The organism is Pseudomonas putida group bacterium ESBL64 (assembly GCF_045277175.1).
Classification (GTDB): domain Bacteria; phylum Pseudomonadota; class Gammaproteobacteria; order Pseudomonadales; family Pseudomonadaceae; genus Aquipseudomonas; species Aquipseudomonas alloputida.
The window spans coordinates 797,577-814,624 of the sequence record NZ_CP145799.1 but is presented as its reverse complement, the minus strand read 5'-3'; the positions used below and the strand labels follow the sequence as shown (position 1 = coordinate 814,624).

The 17,048-nt window shown below is 55.8% G+C and carries 12 protein-coding genes and 3 pseudogenes; all 15 read right to left on the bottom strand.

Annotated elements, in window-relative coordinates:
* Nucleotides 1-10: 10 nt before the first annotated feature.
* The 15 genes and pseudogenes from V6093_RS03665 to tssI all read right to left on the bottom strand — a co-directional run bounded on the left by V6093_RS03665 (nt 11) and on the right by tssI (nt 16,584).
* The gene (locus V6093_RS03665) at nt 11-1,186 is read right to left on the bottom strand and encodes a M20 aminoacylase family protein (RefSeq protein ID WP_060537398.1); all 1,176 of its coding nucleotides are present in this window, start codon (nt 1,184-1,186) and stop codon (nt 11-13) included.
* A gap of 171 nt (nt 1,187-1,357) precedes the next feature.
* A pseudogene (locus tag V6093_RS03660) lies at nt 1,358-1,983 on the bottom strand (type IV secretion protein Rhs); the annotation flags it as partial.
* A 248-nt stretch (nt 1,984-2,231) separates the two neighbouring features.
* Nucleotides 2,232-3,065, bottom strand: a complete 834-nt coding sequence (locus tag V6093_RS03655) for a hypothetical protein (RefSeq protein ID WP_256873168.1) — start codon at nt 3,063-3,065, stop codon at nt 2,232-2,234.
* 156 nt (nt 3,066-3,221) lie between these two features.
* Nucleotides 3,222-3,650: a hypothetical protein gene (locus V6093_RS03650; RefSeq protein ID WP_179052809.1), complete on the bottom strand. Its 429-nt coding sequence runs from the start codon at nt 3,648-3,650 to the stop codon at nt 3,222-3,224.
* A gap of 92 nt (nt 3,651-3,742) precedes the next feature.
* Nucleotides 3,743-5,089: pseudogene (locus V6093_RS03645) on the bottom strand (type IV secretion protein Rhs); the annotation flags it as partial.
* 227 nt (nt 5,090-5,316) lie between these two features.
* Complete coding sequence (locus V6093_RS03640; protein ID WP_144000684.1) at nt 5,317-6,054, bottom strand: hypothetical protein; 738 nt, start codon at nt 6,052-6,054, stop codon at nt 5,317-5,319.
* A 181-nt stretch (nt 6,055-6,235) separates the two neighbouring features.
* Nucleotides 6,236-6,913: an SMI1/KNR4 family protein gene (locus V6093_RS03635; protein WP_146176007.1), complete on the bottom strand. Its 678-nt coding sequence runs from the start codon at nt 6,911-6,913 to the stop codon at nt 6,236-6,238.
* Nucleotides 6,914-7,289: 376 nt separating this feature from the next.
* Entirely contained in the window at nt 7,290-7,700 is a 411-nt protein-coding gene (locus V6093_RS03630) for an immunity 22 family protein (protein WP_047604860.1), read from the bottom strand.
* Between the two features lie 44 nt (nt 7,701-7,744).
* Nucleotides 7,745-7,915, bottom strand: coding sequence for a hypothetical protein (locus tag V6093_RS03625; protein ID WP_155293974.1), 171 nt, complete (start codon nt 7,913-7,915; stop codon nt 7,745-7,747).
* 103 nt (nt 7,916-8,018) lie between these two features.
* A pseudogene (locus V6093_RS03620) lies at nt 8,019-8,768 on the bottom strand (type IV secretion protein Rhs); the annotation flags it as partial.
* A 46-nt stretch (nt 8,769-8,814) separates the two neighbouring features.
* On the bottom strand, nt 8,815-9,420 hold the full coding sequence (locus V6093_RS03615; RefSeq protein ID WP_080756798.1) for a hypothetical protein: 606 nt from the start codon (nt 9,418-9,420) through the stop codon (nt 8,815-8,817).
* Between the two features lie 13 nt (nt 9,421-9,433).
* Entirely contained in the window at nt 9,434-13,624 is a 4,191-nt protein-coding gene (locus tag V6093_RS03610; protein WP_265978758.1) for an RHS repeat-associated core domain-containing protein, read from the bottom strand.
* Nucleotides 13,625-13,630: 6 nt separating this feature from the next.
* Complete coding sequence (locus tag V6093_RS03605; protein WP_003248404.1) at nt 13,631-14,098, bottom strand: DcrB-related protein; 468 nt, start codon at nt 14,096-14,098, stop codon at nt 13,631-13,633.
* 34 nt (nt 14,099-14,132) lie between these two features.
* Entirely contained in the window at nt 14,133-14,717 is a 585-nt protein-coding gene (locus tag V6093_RS03600) for a hypothetical protein (protein ID WP_047604864.1), read from the bottom strand.
* A gap of 10 nt (nt 14,718-14,727) precedes the next feature.
* Nucleotides 14,728-16,584 (bottom strand): type VI secretion system tip protein TssI/VgrG, encoded by a 1,857-nt coding sequence (gene tssI / locus V6093_RS03595; RefSeq protein WP_047604865.1) that lies wholly within the window; start codon nt 16,582-16,584, stop codon nt 14,728-14,730.
* Nucleotides 16,585-17,048 lie beyond the last annotated feature (464 nt).

Genomic DNA, 17,048 nt, shown 5'->3' with positions numbered 1-17,048 from the left:
AAAGGGACAATCAGGCAGGTGCCAACCATCGCTCTGCCAGCGCGCCCCAATAGGCGGCGCCGGTCAGCAGGATGTCGTCGTTGAAGTCGTAGGCCGGGTTGTGCACCATCGGCCGCGATACACCATTGCCGATGAACAGGTAGGCCCCCGGGCAGCGCTGCAGCATCCAGGCGAAGTCTTCGCTGCCCATCAGCTTGCGGGTGTTGCCATCCACTGCCTGGGCGCCCAGCAACTCGACCCCTACCTGGGTGGCAAAGGCGTTTTCAGCGGCATGGTTGACCAGCACCGGGTAGGCCGGGCGGTGCTCGATGCTGGCGCGGCAGCCAAAGCTCTCGGCCTGACTGACGATGATTGCCCGCACTCGCTCAAGGGCCTGCGCCCGCACCTCAGCGTTCAGCGCGCGCAGGCTAAGGCGTAACAGCGCCTGTTGCGGGATCACGTTGGCCGCTTCGCCGGCCTGTAACGCGCCGACGGTGACCACTGCCGCCTCCTGCGCATCGATATTGCGCGCCACCACGGTTTGCAGCGCCATCACCACACTGGCGGCCGCCACCAGCGGGTCAACGGTCAGGTGCGGCATCGAGCCATGGCCACCCACCCCGTCCAGGGTCACCGTCAGCAGGTCTTGTGAAGCCATCATCGGCCCTTCACGAAACCCCAGGTGCCCGGCCGGCAGCCCTGGCATGTTGTGCATGCCGAATAGCGCATCACATGGGAAGCGCTCCAGCAGGCCGTCGGCCAGCATCGCCTCGGCCCCGCCCTGGCCCTCCTCGGCCGGCTGGAAGATCAGTGTCAGCGTGCCGTCGAACTGCCGGGTGGCCGCCAGGTAGCGTGCGGCGCCAAGCAGCATGGTGGTGTGCCCGTCATGACCACAGGCGTGCATGCAGCCTGGGTGCTGGCTGCTGTATGCCGCACCCGATGCTTCGTGGATGGGCAGCGCGTCCATGTCGGCGCGCAGGCCCAGCCGGCGGGGGCTGCTGCCATTGCGCAGCACGCCGACCACGCCGGTCTTGCCGATACCGGTGTGCACTTCATAGCCCCATGCCTCCAGCAGTCGGGCGACCAATGCCGAGGTGCGGCTTTCTTCAAAGCCCAGTTCCGGGTGAGCGTGGATATCGTGACGAATCGCGTGCAGGTCGCTGGCCACGTCGGCGAGCCAGGCCTGGATATGCTGATGTCGGGACATGTGGAGTCTCCTCGCGCGGGTGGTTTCCCGTTCTTGTTGTTCGCCTTCAGGTCACGACAGGTGAGGCAGGTCGTGCTTGGCTCACAGATAAGCGCGAGTGACGCGGGATCACAAACGAATGTGGTTCCGCCCAGCGGAACCAGTCGGGGGGAAAAGCGGAATGGGTGTGGAGTTGGAGTCGTAGGTAAAGCTGTACGTGGCGTTGTTTTCGTTGAATAGTGCGGTCAGGCGGCCTTGTCGTACTCGTAGCGAACCCGTTGGCCCTTGGCATCCTGGCGGCTGCTCGGCAGGCCACGGGCCGTGCGCATCAGGCGGGTGGTCTGGCCCTTGCCGTCGGTGTGGCTGAGCACCTGACCGTAGACGTTGTAGGTGAAGCTTTCCGTGGTGCCGTCCGGGTGGCTGATGCGCAGCACTTCGCCGTCGGGCTTGCGCTCCAGCGTGGTGGTCTGGTTCAGCGCATCGGTCACCGCCACCAGGTGCTGGCGTTCGTCATAGCGGTAGTACGTACTCTTGCCCGAGCAGTCCTGGTAGCGCTCGACCTGGGCCAGGGTGTTCCACCACAGGTACTTGGACTTGTAGGTCGCATCGATGATGGTGTGCGGCAGGCCGTCATCGCTGTTCAGGTACTCGGTCATCTGGCCGAGGGCATCGAATTCGGCGAGCAGGTTGCCCTTGTCGTCGTAGCGCGCTCGCCAAGTGCTGCCATCCGGGTAGCTGACCTGGGTCACCAGCGTGGTCAGGTGGTGATATTCGTAGGTGGTCCTACGGCCCAGCGGGTCGGTCTCTTCGAGCAGGCGGGGTGTATCCATCCAGCAACTAAAGACTGAAGCTGGCAACTTAGTCTTTAGTGTACAGTTTATAAGTTATATCAGACCGACCAGAGTTCATCATGAGCGAGCACCAATTACCAGGATATCTAAAACCAGGATGAATCGTCTGCCCTTCAGCACTCAGTACTGCTTGCCTAATAATTTCGGCGTTCTGCTACGCGGAATTTGTTCGTGCCCCCTGTAGACTTAAGATCAACAGATACAGAAAATATAAATCAGGCAAACACGAAATCCTTAATCGTAACGATCAGATCATCCAGCGAAAGCACGTGCTCGTCCCGCCGATCTTTTATCAAAACATACACATCTGCACTAGGAGAAATAACCTCTACGACTTGTTCAGACCAGTTTGTAATCTCAATAAATCCGTCTGAAACGCCATTGATATTATCAATCGCTCTAAGCAGGTTTGACCACTGAAAATAGGCACCAGCCTCGTCAGTTCCACCGCCCGTTCTGGAATTATCAAAATAGACGCGCAGTTTAGGATGCTTTTCTCTATGCCAGTTCAGGACCGGAATGTAGTGCAAACGCAACTCCCTAAAATCCTCCACTGACTCGCGACCAGAAAACTCACACCTATAAATTGGCAGGCATAAAAAAAGACTGCTTCTATCGATACCTTCTATGCCTTTCAAATAGCCATGGTAGGTGGGTGGAACCACCATTACGTGCGTAAAGTTCGCTGTCACGCCCTTGAGCTCTAATACCGTCGGGGCGAATAAATTTAAATTTGACGAGACGGAGCCTATAACATCAATCGCTAGCTGATCGACTAGCTCATCCTGACAAACCACAATCAAATCTTGCAACCCGGAAGACCTCAACCAATAACTATAAGTATAATCTCGCATTTTATCTTGAAAGAAATATATACCCTCAGGAAGTACCTCCACACTATCGTACTCTTCAAGCAAGTCATTTTTCGATATCATAAAATTCATCACCTTATTCGTAATTCGGCCCAACATCTTGCCGATATCTAATCCCAAAGCGTGGTAGTCTGGTTCAGCGCATCGGTCACCGCGACCAGGTGCTGGCCAACCCATTCCTCCACACTCCGATTTTTAACGAAAAAACGCGCAAGGCCTCAAAAATCAGTTAATTAGGGAATTCTCCAGAGCAATAAATATAAAATAACTTTTTCACCCACTCAACATCACACACCTTAGATATCGACTCAGCCACCAGCCCTATATCATCCTTTAACCTTTAAAACCAGCAAAGAAGGCGAGATATTTTTTATCAAATCCTTTGAATGCTCTCTCGCCGCCCATATCGAAAGCTTTTTTCATTTCATTAAATGCATATCTCTCCTCACCCAACCCGAGAAAACATGCACCAAGAATAATAAAACTGGACGTTTCTCGAGGTGGTTTCGACTCAACCGCCTTGAGCGCCCATATCTTCGCACCTTCATAATCTTGCTGCTTTAAATAGACCTCGGAATTGCATTTTTCGATCCAGTGGGAAAGATCCCACTGCTCTTTTGGGTCGGGAAGCATACTCCACGATTCTTTGTACTTTTCTAAAGCAGCCTGATAAGCTCCTTTCTCTTGCAGTTCATTTCCAGACTCCATAGCCACTACTATTCTTTGAGATAGCTGCAAGTTCACTTCCGACAAATCTTTCATAAACACCTCAATGCTGAAAACTTTCGTGCGGACCAACAATATTATCTGGCGACCGGTAAAACTGATTCAATTTTGCACCTACCGACCTGGGCCGGCTCGTACAGGTACAAGATGCTCTTCGCAGGCGATTCCTCCCGCAGCATCCTCAGCCCCTGCCAGAGGAAGCGCTTCTGCTCGACCTCGCCATTGATTTCAGCCTGCTTGGCTATTCGCCTCCCCAAGCTGTCGTAACGATACTCGCCTTGGCTTTCCAGCTTGCCATTGACCAACGTCTCCGCCCGCACCAGCCGGTTCTCGCAGTCATAGCTGAAGTGCTGCAGCTTGCTGTGCCCCGAGCGCTTCTCGATCAGGTTGCCCCACGAGTCGTAGCGGTACTCCTGATCCCGCCACTGTTTGATCCGGTTGTCTTTGACCTTGTCGAACTGCCGCGCATTGAAGTCCAGGCGGTTGGCTGCCGGGTCGTAGCGGAATTCCTCGCTGCCGATCAAGGAGCCAGTATCACGACTGCGCAACTGGCCGTTGGCTTCGTATTCGTACTTGATCTCACCGCGTAGCTTGTCGAGGGTACGCACCAGTTCACCGGCCGGGTCGTACTGGTAACGGCGGTGGATCGGGTTGTAGGCGTGCTCGACCAGCAACGAGGTATTGATGCCGGTGTTGTGCACCTGCGAGAGCTTGTCGGCCGGCAAGGTCGAGGCAAACTGCCAGGCCTTGCGCCCCATGGCGTCATAACCGAAGCAACTGGTGAGCTTGCCCTGGGTCCGGTACACCTCGCGGTGCAGGTCATCGCGCTCCATGTCACTGATGACCTGGCCGTCCAGGTTCAACTGGTGCAGGTGGCCGCTGCCGTAGTACAGGTGATTGACCTTGCGCCCATCCGGCAGGGTCAGCGTGGTCAGGTTGCTGAGCGGGTCGTACTCGTAGGCTAGCGTCCCATCGGGGGTGATTTCTTGGGTCAGCCGGCCGAGCAGATCGTAGGTGTACTCAAGCTTTTCTTCTGTGATCCCAAGCTGCTTGCCGATCCCGGTCGGTTGCCGCTCGATGCTCAGCAGCCGGTCGCCGTCGTCGTAGACGAAGTCTTGCCGCGCATCGCTATTGAGCTTGGCAATCAAACGGCCAATGGCATCACGCTCGAACAGCGTATGGCGCTCGGGCCGCTCGGCATTTTCGCCATAGCCAATCTCATCCAGTCGTGTGAGATGGCCACCGACGTTGCAGCTGAAACGCCGGGTCAGGTTATCCACCCGCACTTCTTCGCTCAGCCGGTCCGAAGCGTCGTAGGCAAAGCTGTACGTGGCGTTGTTCTCGTTGACCAGCGCGGTCAGGCGCATGGCCTTGTCGTACTCGTAGCGAACCCGCTGGCCCTTGCCGTCGGTGTGGCTGAGCACCTGACCGTGGACGTTGTAGGTGAAGGTTTCCGTGGTGCCGTCGGGGTGGCTGGGCTAGACGCCATGCTGTCCAACATAGGTGTATAGCACGGGCTGCCTTCGGCCAGTTCGATTTCGATGCTGACGTGCTGGCCCAGTATGGATTTGAGCGGTACAAAGGAGTCACTAGCGATCTGGCAAGCTCGGTGTTGGAGCAAAATAAAATATACGACCGCCTCAAAGCCAGCGGTCGTTGCTTAGGGTATGCCGTTTAGCGAGCGAAACTCTACCTAACAGTTTCAATTTCCAGCGAAAACAAAATCGTGCACTGCCTCGACCAATCGAGAGTGAGTGAGCACCTGCTCATCTTTCCGATTGCGAATCAGAGTGAATACTTCTTTTTTTGGTGAAAGGACCTCCACCACACCCCCTCTGTAGTTCGTTATCTCAATAAACCCACTAACCACACCATTGAGGCTCTCTATCTCTGACAGCAGAGTAGGGTACTTCATCAGCACGCCTGCTTCATCTGTACCTGCTTCGGTCCCAGGATTGTCAAAATATACTTTAATTTTAGGGCAGACGTTTCTATCCCAACGAAAGACCGGAATGCTTCGCCGAATCATCTCTTTAAATTCAGCCTCAGACTCTCCTCCCGAAAACTCACATCGATGGATCGGAATACAAAGAAATAGATTATCTCGCTTAGATTCCAGTCGTCCTTTCAGGCTGCAATGATATGTATTGGGCACTACCAACGCATGAGTAAATCCATATTTATTTTGCGAAATATTGAAGATAATAACTTCGCCCTGACCCAAAGAGCGAGGCGCTTGCTCAACAACCTCCACCGAAAATGCCCTGTCACTTAAGCCTTCAGATATAACCAGCAGGTCTTTCTCATCTGAGCTTTTCAAGCAATACTGGTAAACCACTTTGGGAAGCTTATGCTGAAAAAAATAGCAACCAGCGAATTCATCTACACTAGAAAAGGACTGCAATAAGTCACCTTTAGAGAACATACCAACCTCATTCATCGTCTCGCCCTCATGGTCTATCGATCAGATCGCGAAAACGAAATCGACTGGAAACTGCTAGCCGAGAAATAGTCTTCGAATCATAACCTAGCCTGAAAGTTTCGCGCAAAGCCACTTCCCTTGGGCTCGCTGGCTTACGGCATGCACTGCCTGTGTTCAATCTTCTCGCAAAAATTCATACCTAACAATACTCGTTAGAGTCAGAGTTCTCCAAAAAAATTGACATCCATGAGTCCATCACATTCCATAAATCGATTCCTTCTGTGGGACTTTCTGACTTTTCATGCCACCAGATAAAAGCCTTGCCTTTGAATGGGCCATCACCCAAAGCCAAATAATCACCAGCCCCGCTAGAAAAAACTCCTAGCATATCAGGAAGCGTCGGATAATCTTCATCGCACAAATCCTTGATTGGAACAAAATCTTCCAACCTTGATGGCCCCATAGTACAACCAATATAAAACCCAAAGCCATTATGCAATCTTGAATAGAACTGCCTGAAGCTCGCAGGAAGGCTGGGATAACTATCGAGATCTGACCCTTCAACGCCTAGCGGAGCCCCCATATAGAAATACAAATCACCACCCTCGCCATATACATACATGAGATACGGCCTATCACTCACTGCCAAAACAGTTCCTAACACACATTTGTCGAGCCATGCGCTTACCCAAGGCAAAAACTCAGAAAAATCAGCCCACTCCACAGGAATATGTTTTCTTTCACTATCTAGAAAACCAAACCCAAGCCACTGCTTGGGAAAGTCGACTTCAAGAGGAACATCGTCAGCTGAAAAATACACATCATAACCCTTTAGCTCGCTTGTAATACGCAGCCTTAAAGAATCAGACCAGTTCATCTTCATATCACCTCAATACCCCAAAAGCAAACCATTGATATATTGCTGTAATTCCGACTCCAATTTAGCGGCCTTATCTATCATGGCAGAACGAAACGCCGGATCAACAGAAATATTCCCCTTCTTGTACAGCTCCCACTCAGTGAAAGACTTTTCTCCTTTTGAAGTATTTGCCACTTCACTCAACCCTTGGAAGTTCGGCTCGTAGCTTAGCAATTAACCCATTAGTTATTAAAGATCAGATTTTAGCATCTAACGCCTGCAATAGGGCTTTAAGTTAAAAATACATGACCGCACATCCGAAATCAGATCCGAACACTAAAAAATCTGACACAGAACGCCAACCCCAAACTCCTCGGGATTTATGCCGAGCTTATCATTCACCCTCATATAATCCCACATACTTCAAGCCATTATAATTCGACTTTAGAGGCTTGGAAATATTCGTACCACCATCGGAATACCAAAAAATTGCATTAGCCTTAGTAATGCCAAGCCTCAAACACTCCGCCTTTAAATTTCCAATACAACTAGAATCAACCGCAGACTCAATCAAGATTTCATCTAGACTCACCTCCTCCGCTTTCCTTGGTATAATCCCTATGAAATCCTCGTCATACCATCTCACACCAATATCTCTGCAAAACCCACAAACCTTGTATGCTGGATCATCCAAATCCACAGAATAGTCCAACTCAAAATACTGCAGATAGTCATCCTCCGAAGAGAAATTTGTACCTACCCAAACATGAACTTTTTCATACCGCTCAATATCATAAGAATCCATTTAGCATGCTCCTAGCTTCATGTGCTTGCCGTGATGTGAATCGATCACGCTAAGCGCTTGAGCTTTGCTTTGCTTTGCGCGCCATTCAAATCTTCAATTAACTTATTATAGAACAGCCTTCCCGCTCTACTACCATGGTGCGGACCGTCCGGCACAGGATTACCATGTTTGTCTGTTACACCCACAAAAGTAATATCTTTAGTCGGCACCGTCATTTCCTTAAGCTCCTGAGCGGTAAAACCTAGTTTTTTGCCTTCGCCCCTATAGAGACAGGAAACATTTCATGCTTACCTCCCGGGCTCCAAAGGGCAGCTTCTACAGATTTTTTATTATGCCGGTGTTGTGCACCTGCGAAAGCTTGTCGGCCGGCAAGGTCGAGGCAAACTGCCAGGCCTTGCGCCCCATGGCGTCATAACCGAAGCAACTGGTGAGCTTGCCTTGGGTCCGGTACACCTCGCGGTGCAGGTCATCGCGCTCCATGTCACTGATGACCTGGCCGTCCAGGTTCAACTGGTGCAGGTGGCCACTGCCGTAATAAAGGTGATTGACCTTGCGCCCATCCGGGAGGGTCAGCGTGGTCAGGTTGCTGAGTGGGTCGTACTCGTAGCCGAGCGTGCCGGCAGGGCTGATTTCTTTGGTCAGACGGCCGAGCAGATCGTAGGTGTACTCAAGCTTTTCTTCCGTGATCCCAAGCTGCTTGCCGATCCCGGTCGGTTGGCGCTCGATGCTCAGCAACCGGTCGCCGTCGTCGTAGACGAAGTCTTGCCGCGCATCGCTATTGAGCTTGGCGACCAAACGGCCAATGGCATCACGCTCGAACAGCGTATGGCGCTCGGGCCGCTCGGCATTTTCGCCATAGCCAATCTCATCCAGTCGTGTGAGATGACCACCGACGTTGTAGCTGAAACGCCGGGTCAGGTTATCCACCCGCACTTCTTCGCTCAGCCGGTCCGAAGCGTCGTAGGCAAAGCTGTACGTGGCGTTGTTTTCGTTGACCAGTGCGGTCAGGCGCTGCGCTTTGTCATGCTAGTAGCGAATCCACTGGCTCTTGGCGTGCTGGCGGCTGTTCACGCGAACTACACTGCAACCGTGAGGTCTGGACCTTGCATTTACGTCAAGGAAATCGCTGTTCTTCATAACCATTAGGGAAGACATTTATTATACTCACCAACTCGCCGGACTCATATTTAAAGCTCACCTCAAAGTCACTAAATGCAGATTCAATATGCTCTTTTTGCCGAACATGTATTTTTTCTAGGCGATTATCAGCGTAGACATAATTTGACTCACTGCATCCGTACTGACCCCAATTCATATCTTTCACCACCGCTCCCTCTTCAAGCAATGAAATCGAGATATTCCTAAGTTTTCCGGTGCTGGTAAAATGGACCCGCTCAATACCTCCGCCGCTATAGCGGTAGAATTCCTTATTGATAATTTTTTCAGACTGCCCATAAATCTCCACAAAAACCACTTTATCATACTCATCCAAATGATACAGATGAGTATTTTTTATATGAGCTGGAATTTTCTTCAAGGCTTTTCCTTTTTTAAATCCGGCCCGCTCGATTTCATATGGGCTGACGTTATATAGCGGCCCCTTGCTTATTACTATTCTTCTCGATCTGTATAAAGCCTCAGACAAACAAGAAGACAGGACCTCCTCAGCTCGCGATTCAATTTCTAGATATTTTCTTTCAAGATCTTTTAAGTTATTCATGCTTTTATCCAGCCTAGAATATTCCGCGGGCAATTTCAGAGTTGATCTTGTTCAACTCACTCAAGAAGTCACCACTATTATTTATATCGCCCAAGCGATCAAAGACCTTCTGCTTATAAGCATTGGTGTGAATGCTTGCATGATTGGGCAAGGTGCTGCCAGGAGGAAGCTTAACTTTACTATTCGAGGGTAGGAAAATGCCATTTTCCGCAGCATTGATATCTATCCTCAAGCGCTCCATTTTAGTTTGAAGCGCCACCATTCTCACATCACTCGAGTTAGACATGACAATATGGTGCGCCGAGTTCTTAAACGCAGGCTCGGACTTACCCGCTGCCACCATATTAGCCCTAAGTGCTTTAGCATCAGTCGAGCATGTCAATCCCCAAGGATCAATCCATATCATAGGATTCACTGCGTACTGATATAGATTCAAACTACCCGTTAGCCCGATCGGGTCTTGAGTAATAAAGCGACCTGATTCAGAATCATAAAATCGGTAGATGTTGTAGTTAAGCCCCGTTTCGCCATCGAAGTACTGACCCTGAAAGCGTAAGTTCTGCTCAATCTTACTAGCAGACAGTTGCTCTACCGCCCCCCAAGAGCGGTACGTCGCCTGCCAAACAACCTCACCCAGGCTGTCCGTCAGCTCCAGCGGCGTACCAATCTGGTCCGTATGGAAGTAATAGACCTTCTGCCCTTCCCCTTCAACCTGATCAACCCGCGCCAACGGCGCATAGCTACCCGGCTCGTACAGGTACAAGATGCTCTTCGCAGGCGATTCCTCCCGCAGCATCCTCAGCCCCTGCCAGAGGAAGCGCTTCTGCTCGACCTCGCCATTGATTTCAGCCTGCTTGGCTATTCGCCTCCCCAAGCTGTCGTAACGATACTCGCCTTGGCTTTCCAGCTTGCCATTGACCAACGTCTCCGCCCGCACCAGCCGGTTCTCGCAGTCATAGCTGAAGTGCTGCAGCTTGCTGTGCCCCGAGCGCTTCTCGATCAGGTTGCCCCACGAGTCGTAGCGGTACTCCTGATCCCGCCACTGTTTGATCCGGTTGTCTTTGACCTTGTCGAACTGCCGCGCATTGAAGTCCAGGCGGTTGGCTGCCGGGTCGTAGCGGAATTCCTCGCTGCCGATCAAGGAGCCAGTATCACGACTGCGCAACTGGCCGTTGGCTTCGTATTCGTACTTGATCTCACCGCGTAGCTTGTCGAGGGTACGCACCAGTTCACCGGCCGGGTCGTACTGGTAACGGCGGTGGATCGGGTTGTAGGCGTGCTCGACCAGCAACGAGGTATTGATGCCGGTGTTGTGCACCTGCGAGAGCTTGTCGGCCGGCAAGGTCGAGGCAAACTGCCAGGCCTTGCGCCCCATGGCGTCATAACCGAAGCAACTGGTGAGCTTGCCCTGGGTCCGGTACACCTCGCGGTGCAGGTCATCGCGCTCCATGTCGCTGATCACCTGACCATCCAGGTTCAGCTGGTGCAGGTGGCCACTGCCGTAATACAGGTGATTGACCTTACGCCCATCCGGCAGGGTCAGCGTGGTCAGGTTGCTGAGCGGGTCGTACTCGTAGCCAAGCGTGCCGTCAGGGGTGATTTCTTTGGTCAGACGGCCGAGCAGATCGTAGGTGTACTCAAGCTTTTCTTCTGTGATCCCAAGCTGCTTGCCGATCCCGGTCGGTTGCCGCTCGATGCTCAGCAGCCGGTCGCCGTCGTCGTAGACGAAGTCTTGCCGCGCATCGCTATTGAGCTTGGCAATCAAACGGCCAATGGCATCACGCTCAAAGAGCGTATGGCGCTCGGGCCGCTCGGCATTTTCGCCATAGCCAATCTCATCCAGTCGTGTGAGATGGCCACCGACGTCGTAGCTGAAACGCCGGGTCAGGTTATCCACCCGCACTTCTTCGCTCAGCCGGTCCGAAGTGTCGTAGGCAAAGCTGTACGTGGCGTTGTTCTCGTTGACCAGCGCGGTCAGGCGAATGGCCTTGTCGTACTCGTAGCGAACCCGCTGGCCCTTGGCATCCTGGCGGCTGCTCGGCAGGCCGCGGGCGGTGCGCATCAGGCGGGTGGTCTGGCCCTTGCCGTCGGTGTGGCTGAGCACCTGCCCGTAGACGTTGTAGGTGAAGCTTTCCGTGGTGCCGTCCGGGTGGCTGATACGCAGCACTTCGCCGTCGGGCTTGCGCGCCAGCGTGGTGGTCTGGTTCAGCGCGTCTGTTACCGCGACCAGGTGCTGGCGTTCGTCATAGCGGTAGTACGTGCTCTTGCCCGAGCAGTCCTGGTAGCGCTCGACCTGGGCCAGGGTGTTCCACCACAGGTACTTGGACTTGTAGGTCGCATCGATGATGGTGTGCGGCAGGCCGTCATCGCTGTTCAGGTACTCGGTCATCTGGCCGAGGGCATCGAATTCGGCGAGCAGGTTGCCCTTGTCGTCGTAGCGCGCTCGCCAGGTGCTGCCGTCCGGGTAGCTGACCTGGGTCACCAGTGTGGTCAGGTGGTGATACTCGTAAACGGTCTTGCGGCCCAGCGGGTCGGTTTCTTCGAGCAAGCGGGAGAATTCGTCGTACTTGAATTGCAGGCGGTTACCGTCCGGCAAGGTCAGGCCAACCATATTGCCGTGTTCGTCCAGCTCGATGACGTAACGCTCGCCGCCATAGTCGCGGCTGGCGACCACGCGGTGGTCGGCGTTGTACCGTACTTCCAGCTCGCGGCCGAGCACGTCGGTGGCCCAGCTGGTGCGGCTATCGAGGTCGTAGCGGAAGTGGTAGTGCTCGCCGTCGCTGGTCCAGTGTTCGACCACGCGCGGCTTGTCGCCCAGGGTTTGCCAACGGTAGTGGCAGCCCAGCCCCAGCGCGTTGCTGTGGGTCACCATCAGGCCGTCGGCGTAGCTGAAGCTGCGCACGGTGTCGCCGTTGCGGTTGATCACCGCGCTCAGCTGGCCGTGTTCGTCGTAGCGGTACTGGGTAAGCGTTTCCACCGCTTCGTTGTTCACCACGCGCTTGATGTCGGTCAGGCGGCCCAGCGGGTTGTCGTAGTGCAGGTGCACGCGGGTGCCGCCGGTGGCGCTGATGTCGGTCAGTGTGCCGTCGGGCGTGCGGGTGAAGTGCAGGAAGTGGCCGAGGACGTTCTCGATACGCTGCAGCGGCACTTCGGTGTTGGTGTCTGGCACTTCGCCGAAGTAGAAGAACAGGTTATCGAGGGTCTGCAGGATGTAGTGGCCACCCTCGGTACACACCAGGTACACCTGCTCGTGCGGGTTGTAGATGCGCTGCCCCGGTTGCAGGGTCACGAACGGGACTTCGCGGCCCTGGTTGTCGGTGAGGTAGATGAATGCCCCCTGGCGGCGCAGGCTCTGCTCCCAGGGCAGCACCCAGCCGCGGCCGAGTACGCTGTCGACCGTCAGGTCGCTGGCGTAGAAGCGCGACCACTCGATCGGCATCAGGCCCGGCAGGCTGAAGTCGATTTCATCGGGGATCAGCTTGCGGCCCGTCGTGAGGTCGACGGGGTTGCCGACCAGGCCGCCGATAGCCTTGCGGGCCACGGGTTCGACCACGTAACGGCTGGCCGCCTCACCGGCGACGAAGCCGGCCGTGAACTTCAGCGCGCAAGGCATGACGGCTTTCATGCCGGCCTGGGTACCCGCCTTGATCAGCTGGGCGATACCGCCTGCGGCACCGGCGATGGCCATCAGCACATCCACGGTGGTGCGCAGCCACTCCGGGACTTCATCGTCCACGGGCAGGTAACGGTAGGTGCCGCCGCCGATGATGACGTTGTCCGAACCACCGGAAATGGTGGCGCCGCAGGTCAGCTTGTCGCCCTTGCGCGCGGCGGCGACGCTGTTGATGAAGACGTTGGTCGAGCCTTCGGCAATCTGCACCGGCCCTGGGTGCTTGTCGCAGGCACCGATGCTTTTTTCGACGCGGGCGGCCTTGCGGCTGTTGATGAACACGTTGGGTGAGGCAGTGGTTATCGTCCCTGAGGGGGACGAGAACATACTGCCTATCGCCTCTCCGGCGGCAGTCAGCAAGCTGCCCCCGATGCCGGCTGCGAGGCCGGCCAGCAAGGCCACGCCGAACCCGCAGGTGAACGTGGCGATGGCCACCGCGGCCACCAGCGCAATCCCCAGGGCGGCCCCGATCAGGAAGCCCCCCAGCGCGCTGGTGTGCGATATCTCGTCGCCGAACCTGGCCGCTTCGAACATGAGGGGTTACTCCTGTTCGCCGGACTCGGCGCTGGTTTCGGACGGGGCACGCGGGGTGAAGCTGGCCAACAGGTTGTCCCAGTCCTGGTTCTGCTGGGCACTGAAGTCGGCCTGTGCAGTGGTGGAGAAGATCAGGGCACGCCCGGGGCTGATGATGAAGGCGGCCTGGCGCTGGTACAGCGGGCGGCCCTGGTTCATGTAATAGGCGTCGATCTGGATGCCGGCAATGGGTGCGGTAACCGAGAGCGTGACGGCCTTGTTGCCCATGCGGGTGTAGCCGCGCAGCTTGGAGGTGAGCAGCTTGACCTGGCGATCGACATAGGCCTGCAGCGCTTCGTCCGGCAGCAAGGTGTCACGCGAGATGGTGATGCTCAAGGGTGCTGGAACACTGGCACCCAGGACGAACATGTTGACCGTGCGGTCCTCGAAACCTGCCGGCAGCGCAATGCCGCCTTCCTGTAATTCGTAATCCATGCGATGAAAATTCCTGATAGCGAAAAAATCGGGGTCAGCCCTGCGCGAAGCCATTGAGCATGCGGTCGAACTCGGCCAGCCACTGGCTCAGGCCGGGCTTGCTGGGGTCGATCACGCTGGAGATATCCAGCCATTGCAGCGAATCGCTGCCGGCGATGGGCACCAGTGCGCCGACCAGGCGACCGTGCCGAGGCTCGTGGCCGGCATTGAAGTGAAAGTCCACGACCTTGGCCGGGTTCCCAGCCAGGAGGCAGTCACGTTGGCGAATCACGCGCAGTTGCGGGTTCAATTCGCGCAAAGCCTCGACTGCGCTCTGGAACAGTTGCTCCAGCGGCTGCCTGGCGCGTACATCACGGCGGCGGATGCTGAGGCTGACCGGCTCGCCTTCATGCTCGAGGGTGGTCTGGATGTCGCGAAAACGAAAGCCGAGCGGAAACTGCAAGGAGAACCCTGCGAAGGTGAAAGCGCTGGCGACATCCTGCAACACGGCTGGCACCGGTTCCGGCTCGGGCACAGCCTCGGGCACATGAGCAGCTTCCGCCAGACTGGCCAGCCGCACAGCCTCCTCTTGCGCTTCGCGCCTGGCAGAGATGCGGTCGTAGATCGAGGGCTTGTACATGAACCTTGCCTCAGTCGTTGATCCGCACTGCGGCGCCAGTGATCTGGGTGGTGTCGGTACTGGTGGTCACGATGACCTTGCCTTTGATCTCGATGCCTTCCGGGGTCAGCGTGATGCTGCTGTCGCCCACCTGCAGGATGATGTGCTGCTTGGCTGCCACCTGGATGAACTGGTTGTCGACCTGCAGGGTGTAGGAACCTTCGGTCACCTGCACCACGGTGTCTTTCTTGACCGTTTCGGTGTGCGTACCACCAACAGTAATCGAGCGGTTGTTCCCCACATCGTGGGTCTCATCCAGCTCGATCTCGGTATCCATGTTGCGCTCGGCATGCATGATGATCTGCTCGGCGCCGGCCTTGTCCTCGAAGCGGAAGAAGTTGGCGGTACCGCCGTCGCCCTTCATCGACCGCGTCAGGAACCCACTCTGGGTCTTGTTCGCCGGCAGCGACCATGGCGGGGTGTTGGTGCTGTTGTACAGGCTGCCCATGATCAGCGGCCGGTCCGGGTTGCCGTCCAGGAACACCACCACCACTTCGTCGCCTACACGTGGGATCTGGATGCTGCCGAAGCCGCCGCTGGCCCCGGACTGGGCGACACGTACCCAGCAGGAGCTGTGATCGTTGTATTTGCCATTACGGTCCCAGTGGAACTGGATCTTCACCCGGCCCAGTTCGTCGGTGAAGATCTCCTCACCCGGTGGGCCGACGATGATCGCGGTCTGCGGGCCGGCAATGGTCGGTTTGGGCGTACTCAGCTGCGGGCGGAACGGGATCTTCTTGCGCACGCAACTGAAGGTGTTGAAGTAGCTGGCCTGCTGGCCGGTAAGGTAGTTGTTGTGGCCTTCGCTTTCCACGCTCATTAGCAGGAACTGGCGGTCTTCTACCGGGCCCTGGTCGTGGATGTAGTGCTGCAGCAGCTCGAAGGTATAGCCTGGCTTCATGGCCCGGCAGTTGCTGGCACCTTCGAACTTCTTGCCGCGCAGCTCCAGCGCCTCGATGCGCAGGCGCAGCAGGGTTTCGCCTTCGTCATAGGTACCGTGGGTGTACTGGCCGGGGAAGTCGTAGATCTCGAAGTTCTCGACATCGCCCTGCCTGTTCACGCTGTTCAGCGCCACCGGCAGGCGGTTGTTCGGTTGGCGGTAGTCAAAGGTTTGCGTGGCCATCTTGCCGGATTGCAGTTGACGGTTGCCGCTCCACTGGGTGATGGAGTCGGCGGTCTCGGTGACCGAGGCGCTGTGGAAGCGGATTTGCGGTTGCTCGGGGATGGCCACCAGCGTGCTGGAGTCATCGCAGATGATCATGGTGTGGCCTTCGGCGGTGTGCTCGAAGTAGTAGAACATCCCCTCTTCCTCCAGCAGGCGCTGGACGAAGTTGAAGTCGGTTTCGCGGTACTGGGTGATGTAGGTGTAGCGCTTCTGTGGCCGGGTCAGGCGAAACTCGTGGCGGGAAAACGCCGGGCACAGGGCAAACACTTCGGTGACCACTTCCTCGACCGTGTTGCCCTGGAAGATCCGCGTGTCGAAGCGGTTCTTCAGCATCGAGAACCAAGGGTTGAGGGTGGCGGTATAGCGTGCCATGCCGCCGTCGCTGCCGATGCTGGCAAAGCGCGTGAGGTAGCCGGTTATGTACCGCGGGCCGCCTTCGGCCAGTTCGATCTCGATGCTGACGTGCTGGCCCATCATGGATTTGAGCGGCACGCCGGAGTCTTCGCAGACCAGCAGCAGTTCGTAGTTGAACGCCCGCGACAGGGCTTCGGTGCCCTTGAAGGTTTCCAGCAGCAGTTCCTGCTCGGGGTTGGCCAGGTTGTGAAACTTGAACAGGCGGCGGTTCTGTGGCGACAGCAGCGCGGAGGCCAAGTCCATGATCATGCGAAATCTCCTTGAAAACACGGCCAGCACGCGCTTGCGCTGCTCAGCTGCAACCCTGATCTTGCGGGCGTATTCTGCATGCGCGCATAACGCGCGTGCTTGCGGAATCATGCGACTACCTGCAGAAAGGAAAGTGCCATCATGCATTGAAATAAATGCGACAGGGTTCACATTTCCGAATGCCAGGCAGGCAGAAAGGCCCAAAGGAAACACCGGCAAAAGCTGCCCTGTCAACTCACTACAGGCCTAGGAAAACCGGGCAATACCGCCCTGCAAGGCAATGTCATATCGCCATCCCTCATCTTCCTCACTGGCGCCCGGAAGCGCCCCCGGCTATCGCCGAACGGCCGTCGCAGAAGGTTCTTGAGGTGTCGATCAGCGCCCATGCCTGACAGCTCCCACTCCAACTGTCGCGCTACCTGACGCATCAGCTCCACTGGCGGAGAAAAATGTTTCATAACGTG

Coding starts and splice junctions, on each gene's coding strand:
- V6093_RS03630 (WP_047604860.1), bottom strand. CDS start 7,700: ATGGATTCTTATGATATTGAGCGGTATGAAAAAGTTCATGTTTGGGTA.
- V6093_RS03650 (WP_179052809.1), bottom strand. CDS start 3,650: ATGAAAGATTTGTCGGAAGTGAACTTGCAGCTATCTCAAAGAATAGTA.
- V6093_RS03615 (WP_080756798.1), bottom strand. CDS start 9,420: ATGAATAACTTAAAAGATCTTGAAAGAAAATATCTAGAAATTGAATCG.
- V6093_RS03635 (WP_146176007.1), bottom strand. CDS start 6,913: ATGAACTGGTCTGATTCTTTAAGGCTGCGTATTACAAGCGAGCTAAAG.
- V6093_RS03640 (WP_144000684.1), bottom strand. CDS start 6,054: ATGAATGAGGTTGGTATGTTCTCTAAAGGTGACTTATTGCAGTCCTTT.
- V6093_RS03605 (WP_003248404.1), bottom strand. CDS start 14,098: ATGGATTACGAATTACAGGAAGGCGGCATTGCGCTGCCGGCAGGTTTC.
- V6093_RS03600 (WP_047604864.1), bottom strand. CDS start 14,717: ATGTACAAGCCCTCGATCTACGACCGCATCTCTGCCAGGCGCGAAGCG.
- V6093_RS03625 (WP_155293974.1), bottom strand. CDS start 7,915: ATGACGGTGCCGACTAAAGATATTACTTTTGTGGGTGTAACAGACAAA.
- tssI (WP_047604865.1), bottom strand. CDS start 16,584: ATGATCATGGACTTGGCCTCCGCGCTGCTGTCGCCACAGAACCGCCGC.
- V6093_RS03610 (WP_265978758.1), bottom strand. CDS start 13,624: ATGTTCGAAGCGGCCAGGTTCGGCGACGAGATATCGCACACCAGCGCG.
- V6093_RS03665 (WP_060537398.1), bottom strand. CDS start 1,186: ATGTCCCGACATCAGCATATCCAGGCCTGGCTCGCCGACGTGGCCAGC.
- V6093_RS03655 (WP_256873168.1), bottom strand. CDS start 3,065: ATGGGTTGGCCAGCACCTGGTCGCGGTGACCGATGCGCTGAACCAGAC.